General features: G+C 50.6%; 21 protein-coding genes. 1 reads left to right on the top strand and 20 read right to left on the bottom strand.

What is annotated here, in order from left to right:
* Nucleotides 1-9 precede the first annotated feature (9 nt).
* Nucleotides 10-1,167 carry a tripartite tricarboxylate transporter substrate binding protein gene (locus HMPREF9469_RS19400; RefSeq protein WP_007865569.1) on the bottom strand — a complete coding sequence of 386 codons (1,158 nt, stop codon included), beginning with the start codon at nt 1,165-1,167 and terminating at the stop codon, nt 10-12.
* Nucleotides 1,168-1,312: 145 nt separating this feature from the next.
* Here HMPREF9469_RS19400 and HMPREF9469_RS19395 point away from each other — a divergent pair, with 145 nt between their 5' ends.
* Nucleotides 1,313-2,236, top strand: a complete 924-nt coding sequence (locus HMPREF9469_RS19395; RefSeq protein WP_007865567.1) for a LysR family transcriptional regulator — start codon at nt 1,313-1,315, stop codon at nt 2,234-2,236.
* Between the two features lie 88 nt (nt 2,237-2,324).
* Here the strand turns inward: HMPREF9469_RS19395 and HMPREF9469_RS19390 are convergent, their stop codons facing one another.
* The 19 genes from HMPREF9469_RS19390 to HMPREF9469_RS19300 all read right to left on the bottom strand — a co-directional run bounded on the left by HMPREF9469_RS19390 (nt 2,325) and on the right by HMPREF9469_RS19300 (nt 16,984).
* Complete coding sequence (locus HMPREF9469_RS19390; protein ID WP_007865563.1) at nt 2,325-3,233, bottom strand: cell division protein FtsX; 909 nt, start codon at nt 3,231-3,233, stop codon at nt 2,325-2,327.
* The gene (ftsE, locus tag HMPREF9469_RS19385; protein WP_007865561.1) at nt 3,223-3,927 is read right to left on the bottom strand and encodes a cell division ATP-binding protein FtsE; all 705 of its coding nucleotides are present in this window, start codon (nt 3,925-3,927) and stop codon (nt 3,223-3,225) included. The genes HMPREF9469_RS19390 and ftsE overlap by 11 nt, the downstream gene beginning before the upstream one ends.
* 28 nt (nt 3,928-3,955) lie before the next feature.
* A complete protein-coding gene (gene flhB / locus HMPREF9469_RS19380) occupies nt 3,956-5,017 on the bottom strand; it encodes a flagellar biosynthesis protein FlhB (protein WP_007865560.1) in 1,062 nt (353 codons plus the stop codon).
* A 130-nt stretch (nt 5,018-5,147) separates the two neighbouring features.
* The gene (locus HMPREF9469_RS19375) at nt 5,148-5,927 is read right to left on the bottom strand and encodes a flagellar biosynthetic protein FliR (protein ID WP_007865558.1); all 780 of its coding nucleotides are present in this window, start codon (nt 5,925-5,927) and stop codon (nt 5,148-5,150) included.
* 14 nt (nt 5,928-5,941) lie between these two features.
* Entirely contained in the window at nt 5,942-6,205 is a 264-nt protein-coding gene (gene fliQ, locus HMPREF9469_RS19370) for a flagellar biosynthesis protein FliQ (RefSeq protein ID WP_007865556.1), read from the bottom strand.
* A 12-nt stretch (nt 6,206-6,217) separates the two neighbouring features.
* Nucleotides 6,218-6,856 carry a flagellar type III secretion system pore protein FliP gene (fliP, locus tag HMPREF9469_RS19365; RefSeq protein WP_334291330.1) on the bottom strand — a complete coding sequence of 213 codons (639 nt, stop codon included), beginning with the start codon at nt 6,854-6,856 and terminating at the stop codon, nt 6,218-6,220.
* 134 nt (nt 6,857-6,990) lie between these two features.
* The gene (locus tag HMPREF9469_RS19360) at nt 6,991-7,356 is read right to left on the bottom strand and encodes a flagellar biosynthetic protein FliO (RefSeq protein ID WP_007865544.1); all 366 of its coding nucleotides are present in this window, start codon (nt 7,354-7,356) and stop codon (nt 6,991-6,993) included.
* A gap of 1 nt (nt 7,357) precedes the next feature.
* The gene (locus HMPREF9469_RS19355) at nt 7,358-8,290 is read right to left on the bottom strand and encodes a FliM/FliN family flagellar motor switch protein (protein WP_007865542.1); all 933 of its coding nucleotides are present in this window, start codon (nt 8,288-8,290) and stop codon (nt 7,358-7,360) included.
* A 15-nt stretch (nt 8,291-8,305) separates the two neighbouring features.
* Nucleotides 8,306-9,196: a flagellar motor switch protein FliM gene (locus HMPREF9469_RS19350; RefSeq protein ID WP_007865539.1), complete on the bottom strand. Its 891-nt coding sequence runs from the start codon at nt 9,194-9,196 to the stop codon at nt 8,306-8,308.
* Nucleotides 9,189-10,022, bottom strand: a complete 834-nt coding sequence (locus HMPREF9469_RS19345; protein ID WP_007865536.1) for an OmpA/MotB family protein — start codon at nt 10,020-10,022, stop codon at nt 9,189-9,191. The genes HMPREF9469_RS19350 and HMPREF9469_RS19345 overlap by 8 nt, the downstream gene beginning before the upstream one ends.
* A complete protein-coding gene (gene flgC / locus HMPREF9469_RS19340; RefSeq protein ID WP_007865528.1) occupies nt 10,023-10,457 on the bottom strand; it encodes a flagellar basal body rod protein FlgC in 435 nt (144 codons plus the stop codon). It abuts the gene before it with no gap.
* 11 nt (nt 10,458-10,468) lie between these two features.
* Nucleotides 10,469-10,825 (bottom strand): flagellar basal body rod protein FlgB, encoded by a 357-nt coding sequence (locus HMPREF9469_RS19335; RefSeq protein ID WP_007865525.1) that lies wholly within the window; start codon nt 10,823-10,825, stop codon nt 10,469-10,471.
* A gap of 17 nt (nt 10,826-10,842) precedes the next feature.
* The gene (gene fliS / locus HMPREF9469_RS19330) at nt 10,843-11,223 is read right to left on the bottom strand and encodes a flagellar export chaperone FliS (RefSeq protein ID WP_007865523.1); all 381 of its coding nucleotides are present in this window, start codon (nt 11,221-11,223) and stop codon (nt 10,843-10,845) included.
* A gap of 16 nt (nt 11,224-11,239) precedes the next feature.
* Nucleotides 11,240-14,122, bottom strand: a complete 2,883-nt coding sequence (gene fliD, locus HMPREF9469_RS19325) for a flagellar filament capping protein FliD (RefSeq protein ID WP_007865522.1) — start codon at nt 14,120-14,122, stop codon at nt 11,240-11,242.
* Between the two features lie 11 nt (nt 14,123-14,133).
* Nucleotides 14,134-14,610 carry a hypothetical protein gene (locus HMPREF9469_RS19320; RefSeq protein ID WP_007865521.1) on the bottom strand — a complete coding sequence of 159 codons (477 nt, stop codon included), beginning with the start codon at nt 14,608-14,610 and terminating at the stop codon, nt 14,134-14,136.
* A complete protein-coding gene (gene csrA, locus HMPREF9469_RS19315) occupies nt 14,597-14,872 on the bottom strand; it encodes a carbon storage regulator CsrA (RefSeq protein WP_007865520.1) in 276 nt (91 codons plus the stop codon). Before csrA ends, HMPREF9469_RS19320 begins: the two co-directional genes overlap by 14 nt.
* Nucleotides 14,866-15,312 carry a flagellar assembly protein FliW gene (gene fliW, locus HMPREF9469_RS19310; protein ID WP_007865518.1) on the bottom strand — a complete coding sequence of 149 codons (447 nt, stop codon included), beginning with the start codon at nt 15,310-15,312 and terminating at the stop codon, nt 14,866-14,868. The genes csrA and fliW overlap by 7 nt, the downstream gene beginning before the upstream one ends.
* 70 nt (nt 15,313-15,382) lie before the next feature.
* On the bottom strand, nt 15,383-15,979 hold the full coding sequence (locus tag HMPREF9469_RS19305; RefSeq protein ID WP_007865515.1) for a DUF6470 family protein: 597 nt from the start codon (nt 15,977-15,979) through the stop codon (nt 15,383-15,385).
* A gap of 21 nt (nt 15,980-16,000) precedes the next feature.
* Entirely contained in the window at nt 16,001-16,984 is a 984-nt protein-coding gene (locus tag HMPREF9469_RS19300; RefSeq protein WP_007865511.1) for a flagellin N-terminal helical domain-containing protein, read from the bottom strand.
* Nucleotides 16,985-16,993 lie beyond the last annotated feature (9 nt).

Raw genomic sequence — 16,993 nt, 5'->3', positions numbered from 1 at the left:
TCTTTTCTGTTATTCAAAACCCAACAGCTTTGCGTTTTCAGCCATCTTGGCGTCAAATTCCCTGATATAGGCCGCGGAGCCCTCCACATCCAGGGCTTCCATGGTATTTTTCATGGCCGCAAACTGGTCCACCACTTCCTTGTCCATCATCGCATCCTGGAACGCTGTGTTGATCTCTTCTACAAGCTCCGGATCCATACCGGCCGGTCCCAGCAAAAGGGTATCGAATCCAAACATGGTGCTGGCAAGTCCCTCCTCTGTGACACTGGGGATATCCGGATAAAGAGGATCCCGCTCCCCCGTGCCGGTGACACAGCCCAGGACCTTGATCTCATTGGTTTCCAGATACTGTTCCGCAGCGCTCGTGGACACGAACGTAAAATCCACATTGCCTCCCAGAAGGGAAATAAGCCTTTCCGCATTTCCTCCCGCATCCACCATGGCCAGGGAAGCGCCCATATCTGTCTCCATCATTCCGCCCAGCATATGAAGTGCCTGTCCGCTGGTCATGCCGTATGTTATCTTGCCGGGATTTGCCTTGACGTCATCGATGATATCCTGTACGGACTGGTATTTTGAATCTGCCTTGACAGTAAGCCACATGCTTCCCGTGCTTGTATCCACTGCAAGGGGCGTGAAATTCTCCGGCAGGGTCTTGTCATATACACCGGTGTGGCTCTGCACTACCATGGAATTAAGGAAATATAAAAGCGTACTGCCGTCCTTTTGGGCATTCCTCACCGTTTCATACGCAACCACTCCATTGCCGTCAGTCTGGTTCACAACAACAAAACTTTTACCCAGTTTCTTCTCAAGGACCGGAGTGATAAAGCGGATATATAAGTCCGCCTGATTTCCCGCCTTGGTGGGGACATAGATGGTCACTGTATCCGCATCCCAGGATTCCTGTCCACTGCCCGCCTGGCCGCTGCCTGTTCCCCCGCTGCCCGTTTCCCCGCTGCCTGCTTCTGTTTTGCCTGCTCCATCCGCTTCCTTAGATGAAGCTGATCCGCCCGCCCCGCTGCCGTCCTGGGCCACGCTGCCGTCCTGGGCCACGCTGCTCTTGGCCGTACCGCTGCCGCCGTCCGCCCCCGCTGCGCTGCATCCGCTGAGAATACCCGCAGACAGTCCCGCTGCCATTAACAAGTACATCCATTGTTTTTTCATAAATCCCTTCTCCTTTTGTCATTTTTATCTATAAAATATTGTTTTTTGTTTATGTATTCAGTATAATAGCTGTGTATTCGTTTGGAAAGTATATTAAATTTAGATTTACTGTGAATTTAATTCACATCAAGAGGAAGGGGGATCTATGGATTTCAAGCAGCTTCATTATATAACTGCCATTGCAGAATCACAAAATATTACCCGTGCGGCGGAAAACCTGTTTATATCCCGCTCCGCGCTGAATTACAGCCTTTTAAACCTGGAACAGGAAATAGGGCTGCCCCTGTTCAAGCGCATCAACAACACGATGATCCCCACGGCTGCCGGAAAAGTGTTTCTGGAGCACGCGTATCAGATCCTGCAGATTTCCAAAGACTGCCGCAAGAATCTGGAGGACATGGTGGACTGCGCCCGGGGCACTCTGAGCCTGGGCATTACGCCCGGATACGGCCAGGCCCTGTTTTCCGTGGTATTCCCGGAATTCTACAAAGCGTATCCCAAATATGACCTGGATCTGGTGGAGGGAAATGTAAAGGATCTGTATTCTTATCTTCTAAGCGGCCGCATAGACTTTGCCTGGAGCGGATTCCACTGTGAAGAGGCCGGGCTTGAACATACCATATTCCATAAAAGCGAAGTGCTTCTGGCAGTACCTGAGGCCAAATGCAGACACCGGTCCTCCGGCCATTATATACAGACAGAACCTGCAGACCTTTCCCTTTACAGAGATGAACGCTTTGTACTGATGAAAAGCAGCAGCCTGATCCGTGACATTGCCAACCTGTATTTTGAACGGGCGGGTTTCACCCCGCACATCCTGTTTGAATGCAGCAAGATCGACATGACCCATGCCATTGCCCAGGAGGGGATCGCCCTCACCTTTGTTCCCCAGAATCTATGCCTTCCCCATCGTGGGGTGGTGTATTATCCCGTTGAGCCAAGGGAGTCCTTTGGCATTGCCATCTCTTTTCGCAAGGGAACGTACCTGACCACTGCGGAGCAGTATTTTATCGATCTTTTGCGCAGGCATTATATCCCCATTATGATTCCGCCCATATCACCGGACTGAGACGGTCCGCCTGCGGACGGATATAGTCTGTCTGCGGGCGTATACGGCCTTCCTGCGGACGGACAAGGGCAGCGTATCCACTTTGGATCTATGGTTTCTTTAATTTTCCCATCACGGAAACGCTTCCCATCGTCCCTGTAAACAGCCCCAGAAGAACGGAAGCCCTTGCCAGCCCGGGGAATACTTCCCCCTCGGTCAGAAGCCCCATGTCTTTGGCATACAGCCCCAGTTCCAGCACGTTAAGTTCACCAAACCAGCGGTAGGAAACCAACAGCAGCCCCAAGGGGATACATACTCCTGCCACTGCCATAGCAATGCCCTCCACCACAAATGGGATCTTTACAAAGCCTTCCCTGGCCCCCATCAGGCGCATGACTTTTGTTTTTTCTTTCTGGGCCTCAATCCCCACAGCCAGTGTATTATGGATCAACAGCACCGAGATCACCACCAGAACAGCCCCGCTTCCCCGGATCAATTGTGCGGAAGCGGCCCGCATCCGCTGCAAAGCCATGATGGTGTCCGCGGAGTAAGTCACTTTCCGCACCCCCTCCAATCCCATGGCAAACCGGACAAATTCCTCCTGATTTCCCATCCCGTCAATATATACCTGATAATTTCCGCTGGCTTTCAGGGGATTATCCTCCTCAAAGATACCGTCCAGCGCTTCCCCGCTTCCATAATAATCTTCCTTAAATCCGCTCCACGCCTCCTCTGCAGACACATACACGGTCCTCAGCACCTCAGGCCTGCCCTGGATCATCCCTCCCGCCTCCTCTACTTTCTGGGGGGCGATCCCCTCATCAAAGAAAACCGAAACATATACATCCTGCTCCGTCTGCCTGACCACACTGTCCACATTTGCCACTGCCAGGTAAAAGATTCCAAACAGGAAAATACAGGCCGACATGGTGATGACCGATGCAGCCGTGTATACTCTGTGATACCACAGGTTTTTTATCCCCAATTTGGACAGATACAAAAAAGTCCTAGCGCGCATATGCCAATCCCTCCCTTGCAAGATCCCGGGCTATCCTGCCGCAGCTCAGCACGATCTGGCGTTTGTGCATGTGCTTTACCAGCTCCTGGTTGTGGGTCACTGCCAGCACCGTGGTCCCCTGTCTGTTCACCTTTTCCAAAAGCCGCATGATCTCCTCCGCATTCTTCTGGTCCAGATTACCTGTGGGCTCGTCCGCCAGCAAAAGTACGGGCTGATTCACCACCGCCCTTGCAAGAGCGGTCCTTTGCTGCTCGCCGCCGGACAGCTGTCCGGGATAACAGCCTGCTTTATCCTCCAGCCCCACCTGTCTCAGCACTTCCCTTACCCTGGATCTCATTTTCTTTTTCTCCGCTTCTATGACACGCTGGGCAAATGCCACATTCTCATACACGGTAAAATCCTGAAAAAGGCGGAAATCCTGGAACACCATTCCTATGTACCGGCGATACTGATAGACCTGGCGCTCCCTCAGACTCCCCAGTTCAATGCCATTGACCCATATATCCCCCTTGTCAGGTCTGGCGTCCCTTAAGACCAGCTCCAGAAGGGTGGTCTTACCCGCCCCGCTGTTGCCTGATAGGAACACAAACTCGCCTTTATCGATCTGAAGGCTCACTTCATCCAAAGCCTTCTGGGTCTTTCCGTATATTTTCGTCACCTTGTCAAAGACAATCATACTGTTATCCACTGGCATACCGCTCTTCTCCTGATCTTATCCACAATCATACATCTTTCTTATTCAGTTTATACACAAATGCAAGGATTCCGGCAACCGCCTGGTAATACTCCTCAGGGATTTCCATATCCACCTCAACGCTTGCATACAATCCTCTGGCAAGGGGCTTATCCTCCAGGATATAAATCCCGTTGGCCTCCCCTGCCTCCACTATTTTCAAAGCCAGATGATCCGCCCCTTTAGCCAGTACCACCGGGGCCCGGTTCTGGCCGGAATCATATCCCAAAGCTATGGCATAGTGGGTGGGATTGCGGATGATCACATCCGCCTTGGGTACATTCTGCATCATGCGCCTGGAAGCCATCTGGCGCTGCTTTTCCCTGATCTTTCCTTTGATCTGAGGGTCTCCTTCTGTCTGCTTATATTCTTCCTTGATCTCCTGCTTGCTCATGCGCAGGTTCTTCTCATATTCCCACCATTGATACATATAATCCAGGGCAGCCAGGAACACAAATGCCACTCCCACCGTGTCCACAAGGGAAATGACCGTGTTCCCTGTAAAGATCAGGGCGCCCTCCACCGATCCCTCCATGAGGACGGCCAGCTCCCTCATCCTGCCCTTTAAAAAGTCGTAGGCCACCCATCCCAGGATGGTGATCTTAATAAGCGCCTTGATCAGTTCCACCACTGACCTTACAGACATCATCCTTTTAAACCCTTTCAGTGGGCTGATGCGTTCCCCCTTAAATTTAAGCACATCCATGGAAAATGCCATCCTGGTCTGGAAAAATGTGACCGCAACCGCCACCAGGATACCGATAAAAAGAAGGGGAAGGGCTGCTTCCAGAAACAGCATCATTGCCTTGGTCAGCATTTCCCTGCCCGACTGTGCAAGAAAGCGGTCGGGATTCTCCCCATAGGAAAAGAACAGGTATATGCCTTGCCGGAAATTCCGGTACATCCTGGGAGCCAGGGCCTTAAGTGCATGAAACATGACCAGCATGGAACATACCGCCGCCACATCGCTGCTTTGGAACACATTTCCCTTTTTCCGTTCATCCTGCCTTCGTTTGGGCGTGGCTTTCTCAGTCTTCTCATCAGCTGCCACCCTTCACCACCTCCTTTCATCCGCCTGCTTTGGCCGCCTGCTTTATCCGCCTGCTTCACAAATGGGATGCTGCGCAAACAGCATCCCATCCTTATCATGCAGTCCTATGACGTCCGCCTATCACATTTCCCTATGTCATCATCATGATCACATTCCGTACTTCTCTCATCATTGTATCTATATATCCATCCAGAAACGCTCCCACAGGATGGGCGAACAGGATCATCAAAAGCATGCCCAGAAGGATCTTGCACTGGATATTAATGACAAACACATGGATCTGGGGGATCAGCTTCATCAGCACCCCCATGGTCATCTCCAGCACAAACTCTGCTGCCACAAAGGGCAGGGCCAGCTTTACCGCCATCAAAAATACAGTGGCAAACAGGGATGTGATGTACCAGATCACTTTTCCTGCAAAAAAGTCACCGGCTCCCACCGGTATTACCTCATATGTATAGGCAAACAGTTTCACTGTCAAAAGATGGCAGCCCGTGGCAAAAAAGTACAGGAAAAAGAATACATTTACAAACTGTCCTAAAATCGCTGTCTGTACCCCATTCATGGGATCCATGACCTTTCCCATGGCCAGGCCGAATGCCGTGTCCAAAAGGTCCCCGGCCACATAAAGCATATAAAAGAAGATCTGGAATATGCACCCGATCCCGACCCCCAGGGCCACTTCCCTGATCAATGCCTCAGCCATGTCAAAGGTGGAAAATGAGATCATCCCCGCTGCCCCGCTCCGGGCTGCCGGGGCAATGAGCATGGAAAGGGCCAGTACAAGTCCTGTCCTTACCATAAAGGGAACCCCTTTTCTGGAAAAAACAGGATTGATAAATACCATGCCCCCCATCCTGGCAAATACCAGGAGGAACACATCAAAATATTCCAACAATCCTCCGTCCATCCCTCACCCCCGCATCAGAGGGCTGCCATGATAGCAAACAGCTCCACCACAAATTCATTCATGACCTTGCTCATCCATGAACCCAGAGCCAGAAGGACCAGGGCGATCACCAGAAGCTTGGGCACAAAAGTCAATGTCTGCTCATGGATCTGGGTAGCTGCCTGAAAGATTGCCACCAGAAGCCCCACCACGATACTGATAATAAGAAGAGGACCCGCTATCTCAAACGCAACCAGCATTGCCTCCTTCATGATTTCCATCACCTGTTCCGCATTCATACCTGTTCCTCCTTACCGAAAGCTTTGAACCAAGGTCTTGATCACCAGGCTCCATCCGTCCACCAAAACAAACATCATGATCTTAAAGGGCAGGGCGATCATGGTGGGCGGCAGCATCACCATACCCATGGACATCAGGGTACTGGACACCACCAGATCAATGATCAGGAATGGAATAAAGATTAAAAACCCCATGGTAAACGCCTTATTCAGCTCACTCAAGATAAAGGACGGCACCAGGGTTGTAAGCCCCAGCTTCATATAGCCCTCCGGTCCCTGGGACACGTCCGGCTCCGGCGTCTTGGAAATGGAGAGAAACAGATCCAGGCTCTTTTTCTCGGTCTGCTTTAACATAAATTCCTTTATTGGTTCCTGGGCCCGCTCAAACGCTGCCTCCCTGGTTATGGTCCCCGCTTTATAGGGCTGATAGGCCTGGGTATTCACCGAGGAAAGCACCGGACTCATAATAAAAAGAGTGAGGAACAGGGCCAGGCCCACCAGGATCTGGTTGGGCGGGGACTGCTGGGTGCCCAGGGCATTTCTCAGGAATGACAGTACAATGATGATCCTGGTAAAACTAGTCATCATGATAACAAGGGAGGGAACAATTGCCAAAAACAGGAAAAGGAACATGATGTCCAGCATGTCCATGGGCTTTCCGCTGCCCGAGGTGCCCTGGAGCGTCACGGACACATCCGTGGCAAATGCCGTCAATGTGCTCTGGCTCCAGGCAAGGGCAAATGCGGCCCCGGCCGCCAGCCTTCCAAGTTGTCTTACCGTTCCTCTCATTCTTTTCCTCTCCCGCCTTTTTTCATCCCGTCATCCTCACCGCGCCTGCGCGCTTTCAGCTGGGATGACAAAACCGCAACAAAATCCGGCGGTGCCTCCGCCGGCTCCATTTTCTCATATGAATCCAGTTTATCAAGCTTTTCAATCCCGGAAGGTGACACGCCCAACAGCAGGATCTTCTCCTGAACCTTTACCACCACCAGGAAGCTGTCCCGGCCCACGGTCATCTGGTCCAGGACCTCCATGCCGCCGGTCCTCTGCTTTAATCTCATGCCTCGCCCCAGTATCCTGGTGGTATAATAAGCCAACACCAGCACAAGGATCAGGACAACCAGGTAAAACAGTACTTTCAGAAATGCCATATTACTCCCTCTTGCCCACAATTTCTATGATGCGTGTTCCGAAATGCTCCCCTGTCACAAGCACATCCCCCTTGCCGATCAGTTCCCCATTCACCACCACATCGGCCGGAGAGCCTGCCTGCTTGTCCAGCACCAGCACCTGCCCTTCCTTGAGGGCCAGCACGTCCTTTACGCTGCACACCGTGCTGCCGATCCGCACCGATACATCCAGGGTGATATCCAAAAGCTTCTTCCTGTCATCGCCAATCTGCTCCTTGTCATACTCAAGGGGCGTATACTTAAATTCCGGAAATGACACTTCCTGGACAGCCACGGCTTCCTTTGGCTTTTGTATGCTCTCAGCCAGTTCCAGCTCTTCCAGGTCCGGTATCCCCAGAACCTGGCTGATGGCCTGGGATGCGATGATATACGCGTCCGACTCCACCACGCCATCGATCAGGTAATGCAGGCGCACCAAAAGAAGGGACTGGTCCGTCTTCCAGATCCGGATCATTTCCAGAATCCGCTCCGTGTTGTCAAATGCGGCGATCCTGGACATTGCCACTCCCATATCCCGCCCCAAAAGGTCGTTGAGTTCATTCATGGCAGCGGATATGCACTGGGAAGCAACCTCCTTCAGGGTACTTAAAGCAATCTCATCCAGAGGGCTGGGGTTATCCACCGGCACCCCCATAATATAATTGGCCACCCGGATCATATCGTCCTTGGAAAATACATACAGCTGGTCCGCCGTCAGCCCGTTAACCGCCCTGCGTCCCTCAATGACCACATTAAAATGAGGCAGACACTCCGCAAGCGCTCCGGTATCTGTCTCCTCCACCTTTGACACAGCCATCTTCACGCTTCTGCCAAGAAGGGAGCCCAGCCTGTCACAGACAGGGACTGCTTCCATCTCCATCAGTTCCTTTATGGCATCCTTATCCACATCTAACATACTCGTCCCTCCCGGTTACAGCTCACTGCTTATTTCCACTGCCTTGCGCAGTCTGGTATGGCCCACCTTTGCCTCAAAACAGGCCACATCCTCCACATAAACGGAAATCTTGCTGTCCAGCTTCTTGTTGAGCGGTATCACATCTCCCGGGGTCAGCTGGAGGATATCCTGGGCGTCCAGGGAAAACTCATGAAGAATGGCCCGGATCTCCACCTCCGATTCCAGAATGTGCTGTTCAATGTACTGCCGTTTGGACTTCTGCTTCTCATCATCCTGCTTTTTCTGGCTGACCGCAAAGGAATAGCCGAACTTGGACGTCAGCTCCTCCACATTGGGAGCCGGCATCACCATGTTAAGCCTTGCCGCCAGCTTGTCAATGACCACTTCCAGCTCCACCTGGATCACCACGTCCTCCTGGGCGCTCATCTGGAGCAGATGGGGATTGGTCTGAAGGCCGGTGAGCGTGGCATCAATATCCAGATACTGCGCCCAGGCTTCGCCTGCAAATTCCGTCAGTTTCCCCAGCACATACTGAAGAACCGCCTTTTCAATATCCGTAAAATCCCTGGTCAGCTCATACTCTGTCCCGGCGCCGCCCAAAAGGCGCTCAATCATAAAAAACGCCAGCCTGGTATCCACTTCCATGGTCAGAGGCGCCTCATTGTAATCCTTATTGGCCGGACTCAGGGTGATCATCCCAAACAGGGAATGATCCTGTACGGAGTTGGTAAATTCCTGGTAGCGCTTCTCCACGATCCTGTTGATACGGATCTCACAGTAAGACTGGAGAAGCCCTGTAAGATACGGCGCCAGGGCACGGGCAAAACTGTCGTACAGGTTTTCCACCGTGCTCATGCGCTCTTTTGTAAATTTCTTGGGTGATTTAAAATCGTAACTCTTAATCACTGGCTGTTCCTTCCTGCATCATAGCCTCATCCTGCGGCATCACAACCGGGAAAAGGGGATCCATGGTCTCCACTCCCTCCACTGATTCCGGCGGCCTGTATCCATTTCCAAGGATGATCATGTCCACCCGGCGGTTCTGCTCCCGCCCCTCTTTTGTGGTATTGTCCGCGATGGGATAGTATTTGCCGTAGCCACGGCATATTAACTTTTTGGGGTTAAGCCCCACCTGTTCCTCCAGATAGATGGCCACATTGTCCGCCCGCTCTGAGGATAAGATCCTGTCATTGATCAGAGAATTGGCTGCCTGGGCCGTATGCCCATTTATGTAAACCGCAAGAATGTTATCCTGCTTTTCCTGCAGCATGATCCCCACTGCGTCCAGCATGGACTTGCTGCCGTCCCGCAGATTGGCGCTGTCCGGATCAAAGAGAAGGTCATTCTTAAAACGGATATACACCGCATTCTCCGTGTTGGATACAATGGCGTCCAGGTTCTCAGAATCAAAATAGGTTTGGATATCACGTGACATCTGCCTCATCTCCCTGGCTGACGCCTGGGTGTTCTGGGAACCGGTCACTGCCTGGGAGGGTCCATCCGTGTTCTCGCCAATAGCGGGATACTTGAGATCATCGGGCACGTCCTCCAACTCGGTCTGGGACTCGATCCCCAGCTGCCGCTGCATAGCCGAAGCGATCTCCTCCAATTTACTTATATTTACATTGGAAATGCTGTACAATAATACAAAAAAGGTCAGGACAAGGGTTATCATATCCGCGTAGGTATTTAACCACTCCTGGCCTCCTTCTTCCTCTTTTTGCTTCTTCATTTATTTACCAATCTCCAGGGCTTTTAAAGCCATGCTTTTTGCAATGTTAAGTGCCGTGACATTGGCTTCGTATGCGCGGGTGGCGGCCATCAGATCCACCATCTCCTCCGCGCTGTTCACATTGGGCATCATCACATATCCGTCCTCATCAGCATCCGGATGGTCCGGATCATAGACCGGAACCAGAGGGTTCTGGCTTTCCACCACTTCCTCCACGTACACACCGCCGTTCTCAGCCTTTGTCATGGCCTTGCCCAGCTCGTTCTTAAAGTCCAGCGCGTTCTCCCGCAAGACCACCTGCTTTCTCACATAGGGACCGCCCTCCGCCGTCCTGGTGGTGTTCTGATTGGCAAGATTCTGCATAATGATATCCGTGCGGAAACGCTCCGCCGTCAGTGCAGAACCTGTTATATTAAGAGAATCCAAATACCCCATAACCTGCTCCTTTACTTGCCTGTATTATTGATCACATACCGCAGCGTGGATAATTTCCCCGACATGCGCATGGTCAGGGCCGAATACTGGGTATATGCCTTCCACAGTTCAAGCTCTTCTTTTTCCACCTGTACATTATTCCCGTCCGGCCTGGCCTGGGTGTCCCCGTCTTCCTCCACCACCGGCTTTGCTAAGCGCTCCGGCCCCTGGGCCGTATCCCTTAACACATCCTTGAATTCCACTTTCTTAGCCTTATAGCCCGGCGTCTCCACGTTGGCTATGTTGTGGCTGGCAACCTGCTGCTTCAGCCACATGGCATCCATTCCCCATTCCAGGGCTCCTACAGCCCTGTCATCAAATAACGGCATGATCCCGCCCCCTTATCTCATCCTGTATGGCCCATGCGCACCTGTTTATCCGCCTGGGCAAATGCTTCCTTCAGTTCCATGATCATAGGAAGAACCTCATTCACCGGCTCAGGGCTCTTCTTTACATTGGCCTGCAGGATCTGGTAATTGAAATACTCATAGAGAGAGGCCAGGCTCTGTGATACCGGATACTGGTGATCCAATGTGGATACCAGATGGCTGATAATTGCCTGCGCCTTCTTAAAATGGGTATTGCTGGCTTCGTAGTCCCGTACCTCCAGGCCCAGAAGCCCCTTGTTCAGACGGTTGATCATCTCATCAAACAACAGGTTGATCATATCGCCCTGGGTCATGGTCATTACGGACTGCTGTTTATATTTTGCATATGGATTCTGCATAGTCATTACTCCTTCATCATGATGAGAACTGCTGGGTGAGCCAGGAACTCTGGCTGTTCATATTGGAAATCGCCTGCTCCATGGCGGTAAACTGCTTCCAGTACCGCGTCTTCTCCAGCTCATACTTGGTGTTCAGGTTGGAAAGTGTCTCTGAAATATGCTTCATCTCCTCATAGAGGGTATTGCTTGTGAGAAGCACATCCTTTGTGCCCGCGTATCGCACCATACTTCCGGGACTGCCGCTGCTTACATTGGCCGCCGCCTTGATGGCGTTCTGCATCTTAATTCCCAATCCCTGGTCCCTGTCCGTGAACAGCTTACTGATGGCATCCGGGTTGGTGGCTACGGCAGACCTCAATGCGTCCTCATCAATAACAAGCTTGCCGTTGTCACGCCAGTTATCCGATGTCTCGATCCCGATATCATAGAGAGACAGTCCCGCGCCTTCCACACTGCTGTAAAGCGCCATTCTCATCTCGCTCAAAAAGCTGGAGATATTGGAGTCGTTGTGAAGGAGTCCCTGTTTGGATTTCTCCTCCCAAAGCTCGACCTCCTTATCGCTCATCTCCTTTTTCTGTGCATCCGTAAGAGGGGCGTATTTCTTATAGTTGGCTGTCTCCGTGAGCTGTTTATTCAGTTCTTCGATGAGGGTGTTGTAATCGTCTACAAAACTCTTTAAACCATCTATTATTTTATCAGTATCACGGGACGTAGTCAAGCTGATTGGAGGGTTGGAAGCGTCATAAGTGGAAGTTAATTCCATGGTAATTCCATCCAATTCAAACGTGTTGGTATTGCGCTCAATATCGGTTCCGTCCACGGTGAGGACGGCATTTTGGCCGGAGGTGACGGAAGCGGTCATGTGGGGGTTGAAGGTTACTGTATCCTGGCTGAAAAGTTGGTTCAGCAACTCCTTTCCGTCATCATCCGTTCCCTTAATGGTAATTTCACCGGCAGTACCGCTGATCTGTAAGCGGCCATCAGCTGTATAAATTACATTTCCTCCTGTTTCAGCCCGTATTGCTGCAGCCAGACCATCAAAGCCATTTGTCAATGAACCGGCATTAATCGTAATCGTATTTCCGCCGGATACGGCTAATTCCAATGTTCCCTTTAAAATGGTTGGATCGGATACGGAATTGGATGCCAGCGTATTGGACACCGGCGTAAGCTCCACGTTTTCCCGTCCAAACAGATTCTCAACCAAATTCGTTCCGTTTATTACAGCATTACCGCTGACAGTAAAGCCGCCTGTCTGACCGGATATATTGATCCTCCCATCCACATAGGTTCCGCCCATTATCCCAGCCAGGTCACTGATCGTTTTGGCAGAAGGATCACCTAAATGATATGTGGTGTTACCGACCTTAATATCTCCCGTTATTCCCAGACTGCTTAATTCCGTGCTTCCGTCATACACATTATCTTTCTCACTGAATCCAAGATCGGATGCAATCCCCGTTGTCAGATTAGCATCTGTAAATCCCACTTTATGTTCCGAAGATTTTAACGTGACTTGTTTGTTGGTATCATCCCAGGAAAATGCAATCTTACCATAGCCAAATTCCTTATTCAGCTTTGAATTAATGGCGTTTATTAAGCCTTCTTCATCTTTGTAGCTCTCACTTCCTGTTTTTCCCTCCAACTTAACGGTAAAATCCTGTCCATCCACCTGCAATACCAATGACTGGTCTTTTCCGCTATTTAACTTATTGATAACAGAACTTAAATCCACATGATCCGTCCCCTCAATCGGCTTGGAAAAAATATTGGATTGTAAACCGGTCGCCTCCACCCCAAACATAGTGGTCAGCAGATTTCCATATCTCTGTCCCATCTTTATATTGGATATCTCGCCTGTAGAGGAAGATTCCATGATGAATTTATCAGATGCCGATGAATAGGATACCTTAACCCCTGCATCACTGCTGTTGATCGCGCTGATCACATCGCTTAAAGTTGAATCCCCGGTCAATCCCTTGATGGTGACACCATTGATATCAAATTCAAACCGATTTCCCTGTAAGGGCGTAGAAAAATTCATATTTTTCAAAGATGTTCCATAATCCAGCTTATTAGAAAATCCACCTTTAAATCCTAAATTGGCAATTGTGTTTGAGGAGTCGCTGTCTCCTGTTGTCTCAATGATAACCCGTCTGGATGAGTCAACCGCATCGCTCGTTACAGCACCATTTGCGTTTAGCTGAACCAGTTTCATTGTCCCTTTCTTACTATTGGGCGGATCCTCCTCGAATTTCATTCCTACCGAAGTCCCAAAGTTACGGTACAATACCTGGTTAATATTCTTAAGCGTTTTTTCTTCATCCACCTCTTCCGGAGAATTCGGATCAGCAGGATCTGATAGTTTTCCTTCAATTGTAAAATCAATCGTTCTGCTCACGCCATCCAATGTGACTGAAAATGACTTTGTCTCCCCGATTGCATCTGTAAAGTTTGTGAAATCAACATCATTCCCTCTCGGCTCCCCCGTCACCGTCCCCGCCGTTCTCACCGAGCAGGCCGTTGCCAGCTGCTTCACCGCGCTGACCCTCATGGAGCTGACCGCGTTGGAGGATACGGAGCTTATCTTAATGGCGCTGGAACTGCTGATTCCCGTCATGGTCTTAAATAAACTGGTGCTCAGCAGATTCGTCTGGCCCGAACCGTAATAAGAAAAATATTGATCTCCGAATGTATTGATTTTAGTGATAAGATCCCTGTATGTCTCCTGCTTCCACTCCAGCTGCTGCTTAAGACCTGTCTGCTTATCGATCTTTGTCTGTGTCCCCAGCAGCAGACTTTCAACAATACTGTCCGTATCCATACCGGAAGCAAGGCCTGATATGTAATTCTTATTGCCGTTCGCGCTGACTGTATTAATTGATGAAGCCGATGCCATCGCTCTTCCCCCTATCTTCGTTTATCATAGAGCACGCCCTTGCTCCCCTGATTCATCTGTTTTAAATACCCGGTAAATTTACCGTTTACATTGTTCTGTTTTATCCTGCTCTGAAGCTGGGCCCGGATCTTTGCCATCTTCCCCGGCACCCCTGCCTCCAGATCGCGTATCCTGGTTATCATGGTAAATACATCCTGTCCATCCTTAAACAGGATCTGTTCCGCTTCGCTGAGGCCGCTGTAATCGCACCTGTTTTTTCCAATCATATAACAGCGGGAACCGTAGGAAGAACGGTCCCGGATGGCTTCAATCTCCCGGTCCAGGCCATTGATTTTTTCAATGATGGCCTGCCTGGCGTTTACTGCCTCCACGATTTCATCCACCGCTTCAAGGTCATCCCTGTCCAGCCGCAGCGTTTCCTTCTCATACTGCCCAAACAAAATGGTCTTTTCCCTGAGCAGCATTCTCATCTGCTCAAGCAGTTCCATCTTTTCCCTCCTTCTTCTGCCCTTCCTCTGTCCCAAGGGCTTTCAGGCTCCTGGACAACTGGAACACCTTGAGAAGATCCACTTTATCAGACGCTTCCTTATTATTCTCAACCGTGAGATACAGTTCTGTGCGGCATATTTTCATACTCTCAGGCGCCGATATGCCAAGGCGCACCTTATCACCTTTGATCTCCGCCACAAATATCTCGATATCATCGCCAATCTTAATTGACTCGCCCTTTTTTCTGGATAATATCAGCATAGGCCATCCCTTTCTCCCCGGCTGAATATGGGCTGCCGTATGGGATAATCCTGGTCCAGTATCACCTGGACGCCCAGATTGGTCTCATGATTGATAATAACAGGGCTTTTCAGATTAACTGTGGAATCCCGGAAGGTTTCCCCTATGACCATGAGTACCCAGCAGTCCAGGTTATCCTCCGGTACAGCCTGCAAAAGGATCAGCACATCCTGCATTACCACCGGAGCATAGTCCCGCCTGACCTCCAGAGGATTTAACATGATAAAGCATACATTTTTCTGCTCAATGGACTGCAGCCAGCAGATACCGTTGCCCATATTGGAATCATTTACAAGGACGTACTGCGTATATTCCTCAAATCCAAACAGAGGCTGTTTAAATGTTATGATGTTGTTCTCTTCTATATCCAGGATTCCAAAATCCCGAGTTTCGATTTTCAAGCGTATCCCTCCATATCATCCTGTCCCGCGTCAGCCGTATATCTGCATTCCACTGATCTGCCGTTGTCCTCTACTTTGCCGCCTCATAGGCCGGATTGGCACTGGGCGGCACATACATGGGATCACCCATATACTCAATCTCAACCTTGGGGTACTGCTCCACATTCACGCGCAGTTCGCCCGGTACATACATGGCCGCAGGTTCCTGCACCTGCGGATCAAACGCTACCTGCGCCGGGGTATAGTCAATGGTCAGATCCGCGGGCTGCCATGAGATATCAGGGGCAGCCGAAGGTATAAATGCAATTCCGGTGGTAATGTTGGTCTGGGCCGCCATCTGGTTTTTTATAATATCCGCCACTGTTACCCCATCCTGGATCTGCATCATCTGATTCCCTACACGGGAATATTGTGCCGTGGCATCCGCCACAGCCTTAAGACCGGCCTGGGCCGCATCTCTCATAAGTCCTTTGGCTGTCCTGAATCCCAGACTGTCCCTGGAACGGGACGTGTCGATCTCCACCTTTATATTTTCTGACTTCATATTCAGTTTGCCGGGATTCTGAATAATTCCCACCTCCGGATCAGGCATTCTGCTCTCAAGCCTGGCCCTCTGGGAGGTCATGGACAGCTGAATAGGAGTTGTTGTTATCTTTAACACATTCATCCTCTGGCACCTCTCTTCAACTTATTTCATAAAGTCAAATATGGACGGCGGTATAATACTGGAACCCAGCTGCAGGGTAACCATCCAGGCTGTCTCAGCAGATTTGTTGGTGACCGCTTCCGTCTCCACCTTCACTGCTTCCAGATCCTTCTGTGTCTTCTGCAGATTGACCAGGCCTGTCTCCAGCCTGTTCTGGGTGCGCTCCAGCATTTTCTCCCGTGTACCGATCTCCGAAGTGGCGATGGAAATATTGCTCTGCTTTTTCTTAAGCTGTGCCAGGGTATCCATGGCGCCGTTCTTATCACCGGCCTTCAGCTGGCCGCTCACCTGGCCGATCAGGCTGTACAGGTTATTGGGATATCCGTTTTCATCCTTTCCATATCCCAGCACATCCACGCCGGAGGTGGAAATCTTGATCCCGGATTTGGCCGTGTTCATGCCGCTTGCATACGTTCCAAAACCAACATCCAGATAAACCGGCTTATTCTCCGTAAAATACGTATCCGGATCATTTTTATCATAGGCATCCACCTGTTTCCCGTTAAACAGCAGGTTTCCGTCCGCATCCAGGGAAAACGGCGCTTCGCTGTTGGCCGAACCGGAGAACAGGAATTTATCTCCGTACCTGGCGTTCATGGTCTGAAGGATTTCTTCCATCTGGCCGTTTAATTCCTCCGCAATGGCATCCAGTGAATCCTGGCTGCTGGCGCCTCCTGCCTTGGTTGCCTTTTCATAAATATTCTCAAGGATCGAGTTCAGGGTCAGGATATTGGAATCCGCTGTCTCTAACTCGCCCGTTGCATTTTTCACCACATTAATGTGTTCCTCTGTCCTGGCGATCTGGTCGCGGATGGCAAATGCTTTGGACGCGGTTGCCGGATCCTCGGACACATGGTTATACTGGCGCTGGGATGCCAGCTTCAGATTAGAGGAAGCCAGATTTGATATATTCCTCTGAAGATTCTTGTTATATGAAGTTGTCATCATATTTTCCGTGATTCTCATATGTTCCTC

Origin of the sequence: [Clostridium] citroniae WAL-17108 (assembly GCF_000233455.1) — a bacterium.
Taxonomy (GTDB): Bacteria; Bacillota; Clostridia; order Lachnospirales; family Lachnospiraceae; genus Enterocloster; species Enterocloster citroniae.
The sequence above is the reverse complement of the archived record's forward strand: the minus strand, read 5'-3'. Positions and strand labels throughout refer to the sequence as shown.

Excerpts from the sequence above, each read along its gene's own strand:
- HMPREF9469_RS19400 (WP_007865569.1), bottom strand. The coding sequence starts at position 1,167 with ATGAAAAAACAATGGATGTACTTGTTAATGGCAGCGGGACTGTCTGCG.
- HMPREF9469_RS19395 (WP_007865567.1), top strand. The coding sequence starts at position 1,313 with ATGGATTTCAAGCAGCTTCATTATATAACTGCCATTGCAGAATCACAA.
- HMPREF9469_RS19390 (WP_007865563.1), bottom strand. The coding sequence starts at position 3,233 with ATGCGCGCTAGGACTTTTTTGTATCTGTCCAAATTGGGGATAAAAAAC.
- ftsE (WP_007865561.1), bottom strand. The coding sequence starts at position 3,927 with ATGCCAGTGGATAACAGTATGATTGTCTTTGACAAGGTGACGAAAATA.
- HMPREF9469_RS19375 (WP_007865558.1), bottom strand. The coding sequence starts at position 5,927 with ATGGACGGAGGATTGTTGGAATATTTTGATGTGTTCCTCCTGGTATTT.
- fliQ (WP_007865556.1), bottom strand. The coding sequence starts at position 6,205 with ATGAATGCGGAACAGGTGATGGAAATCATGAAGGAGGCAATGCTGGTT.
- fliP (WP_334291330.1), bottom strand. The coding sequence starts at position 6,856 with ATGGACATGCTGGACATCATGTTCCTTTTCCTGTTTTTGGCAATTGTT.
- HMPREF9469_RS19360 (WP_007865544.1), bottom strand. The coding sequence starts at position 7,356 with ATGGCATTTCTGAAAGTACTGTTTTACCTGGTTGTCCTGATCCTTGTG.
- HMPREF9469_RS19355 (WP_007865542.1), bottom strand. The coding sequence starts at position 8,290 with ATGTTAGATGTGGATAAGGATGCCATAAAGGAACTGATGGAGATGGAA.
- HMPREF9469_RS19345 (WP_007865536.1), bottom strand. The coding sequence starts at position 10,022 with ATGAAGAAGCAAAAAGAGGAAGAAGGAGGCCAGGAGTGGTTAAATACC.
- flgC (WP_007865528.1), bottom strand. The coding sequence starts at position 10,457 with ATGGGGTATTTGGATTCTCTTAATATAACAGGTTCTGCACTGACGGCG.
- HMPREF9469_RS19335 (WP_007865525.1), bottom strand. The coding sequence starts at position 10,825 with ATGCCGTTATTTGATGACAGGGCTGTAGGAGCCCTGGAATGGGGAATG.
- fliS (WP_007865523.1), bottom strand. The coding sequence starts at position 11,223 with ATGCAGAATCCATATGCAAAATATAAACAGCAGTCCGTAATGACCATG.
- fliD (WP_007865522.1), bottom strand. The coding sequence starts at position 14,122 with ATGGCATCGGCTTCATCAATTAATACAGTCAGCGCGAACGGCAATAAG.
- HMPREF9469_RS19320 (WP_007865521.1), bottom strand. The coding sequence starts at position 14,610 with ATGGAACTGCTTGAGCAGATGAGAATGCTGCTCAGGGAAAAGACCATT.
- csrA (WP_007865520.1), bottom strand. The coding sequence starts at position 14,872 with ATGCTGATATTATCCAGAAAAAAGGGCGAGTCAATTAAGATTGGCGAT.
- HMPREF9469_RS19305 (WP_007865515.1), bottom strand. The coding sequence starts at position 15,979 with ATGAATGTGTTAAAGATAACAACAACTCCTATTCAGCTGTCCATGACC.
- HMPREF9469_RS19300 (WP_007865511.1), bottom strand. The coding sequence starts at position 16,984 with ATGAGAATCACGGAAAATATGATGACAACTTCATATAACAAGAATCTT.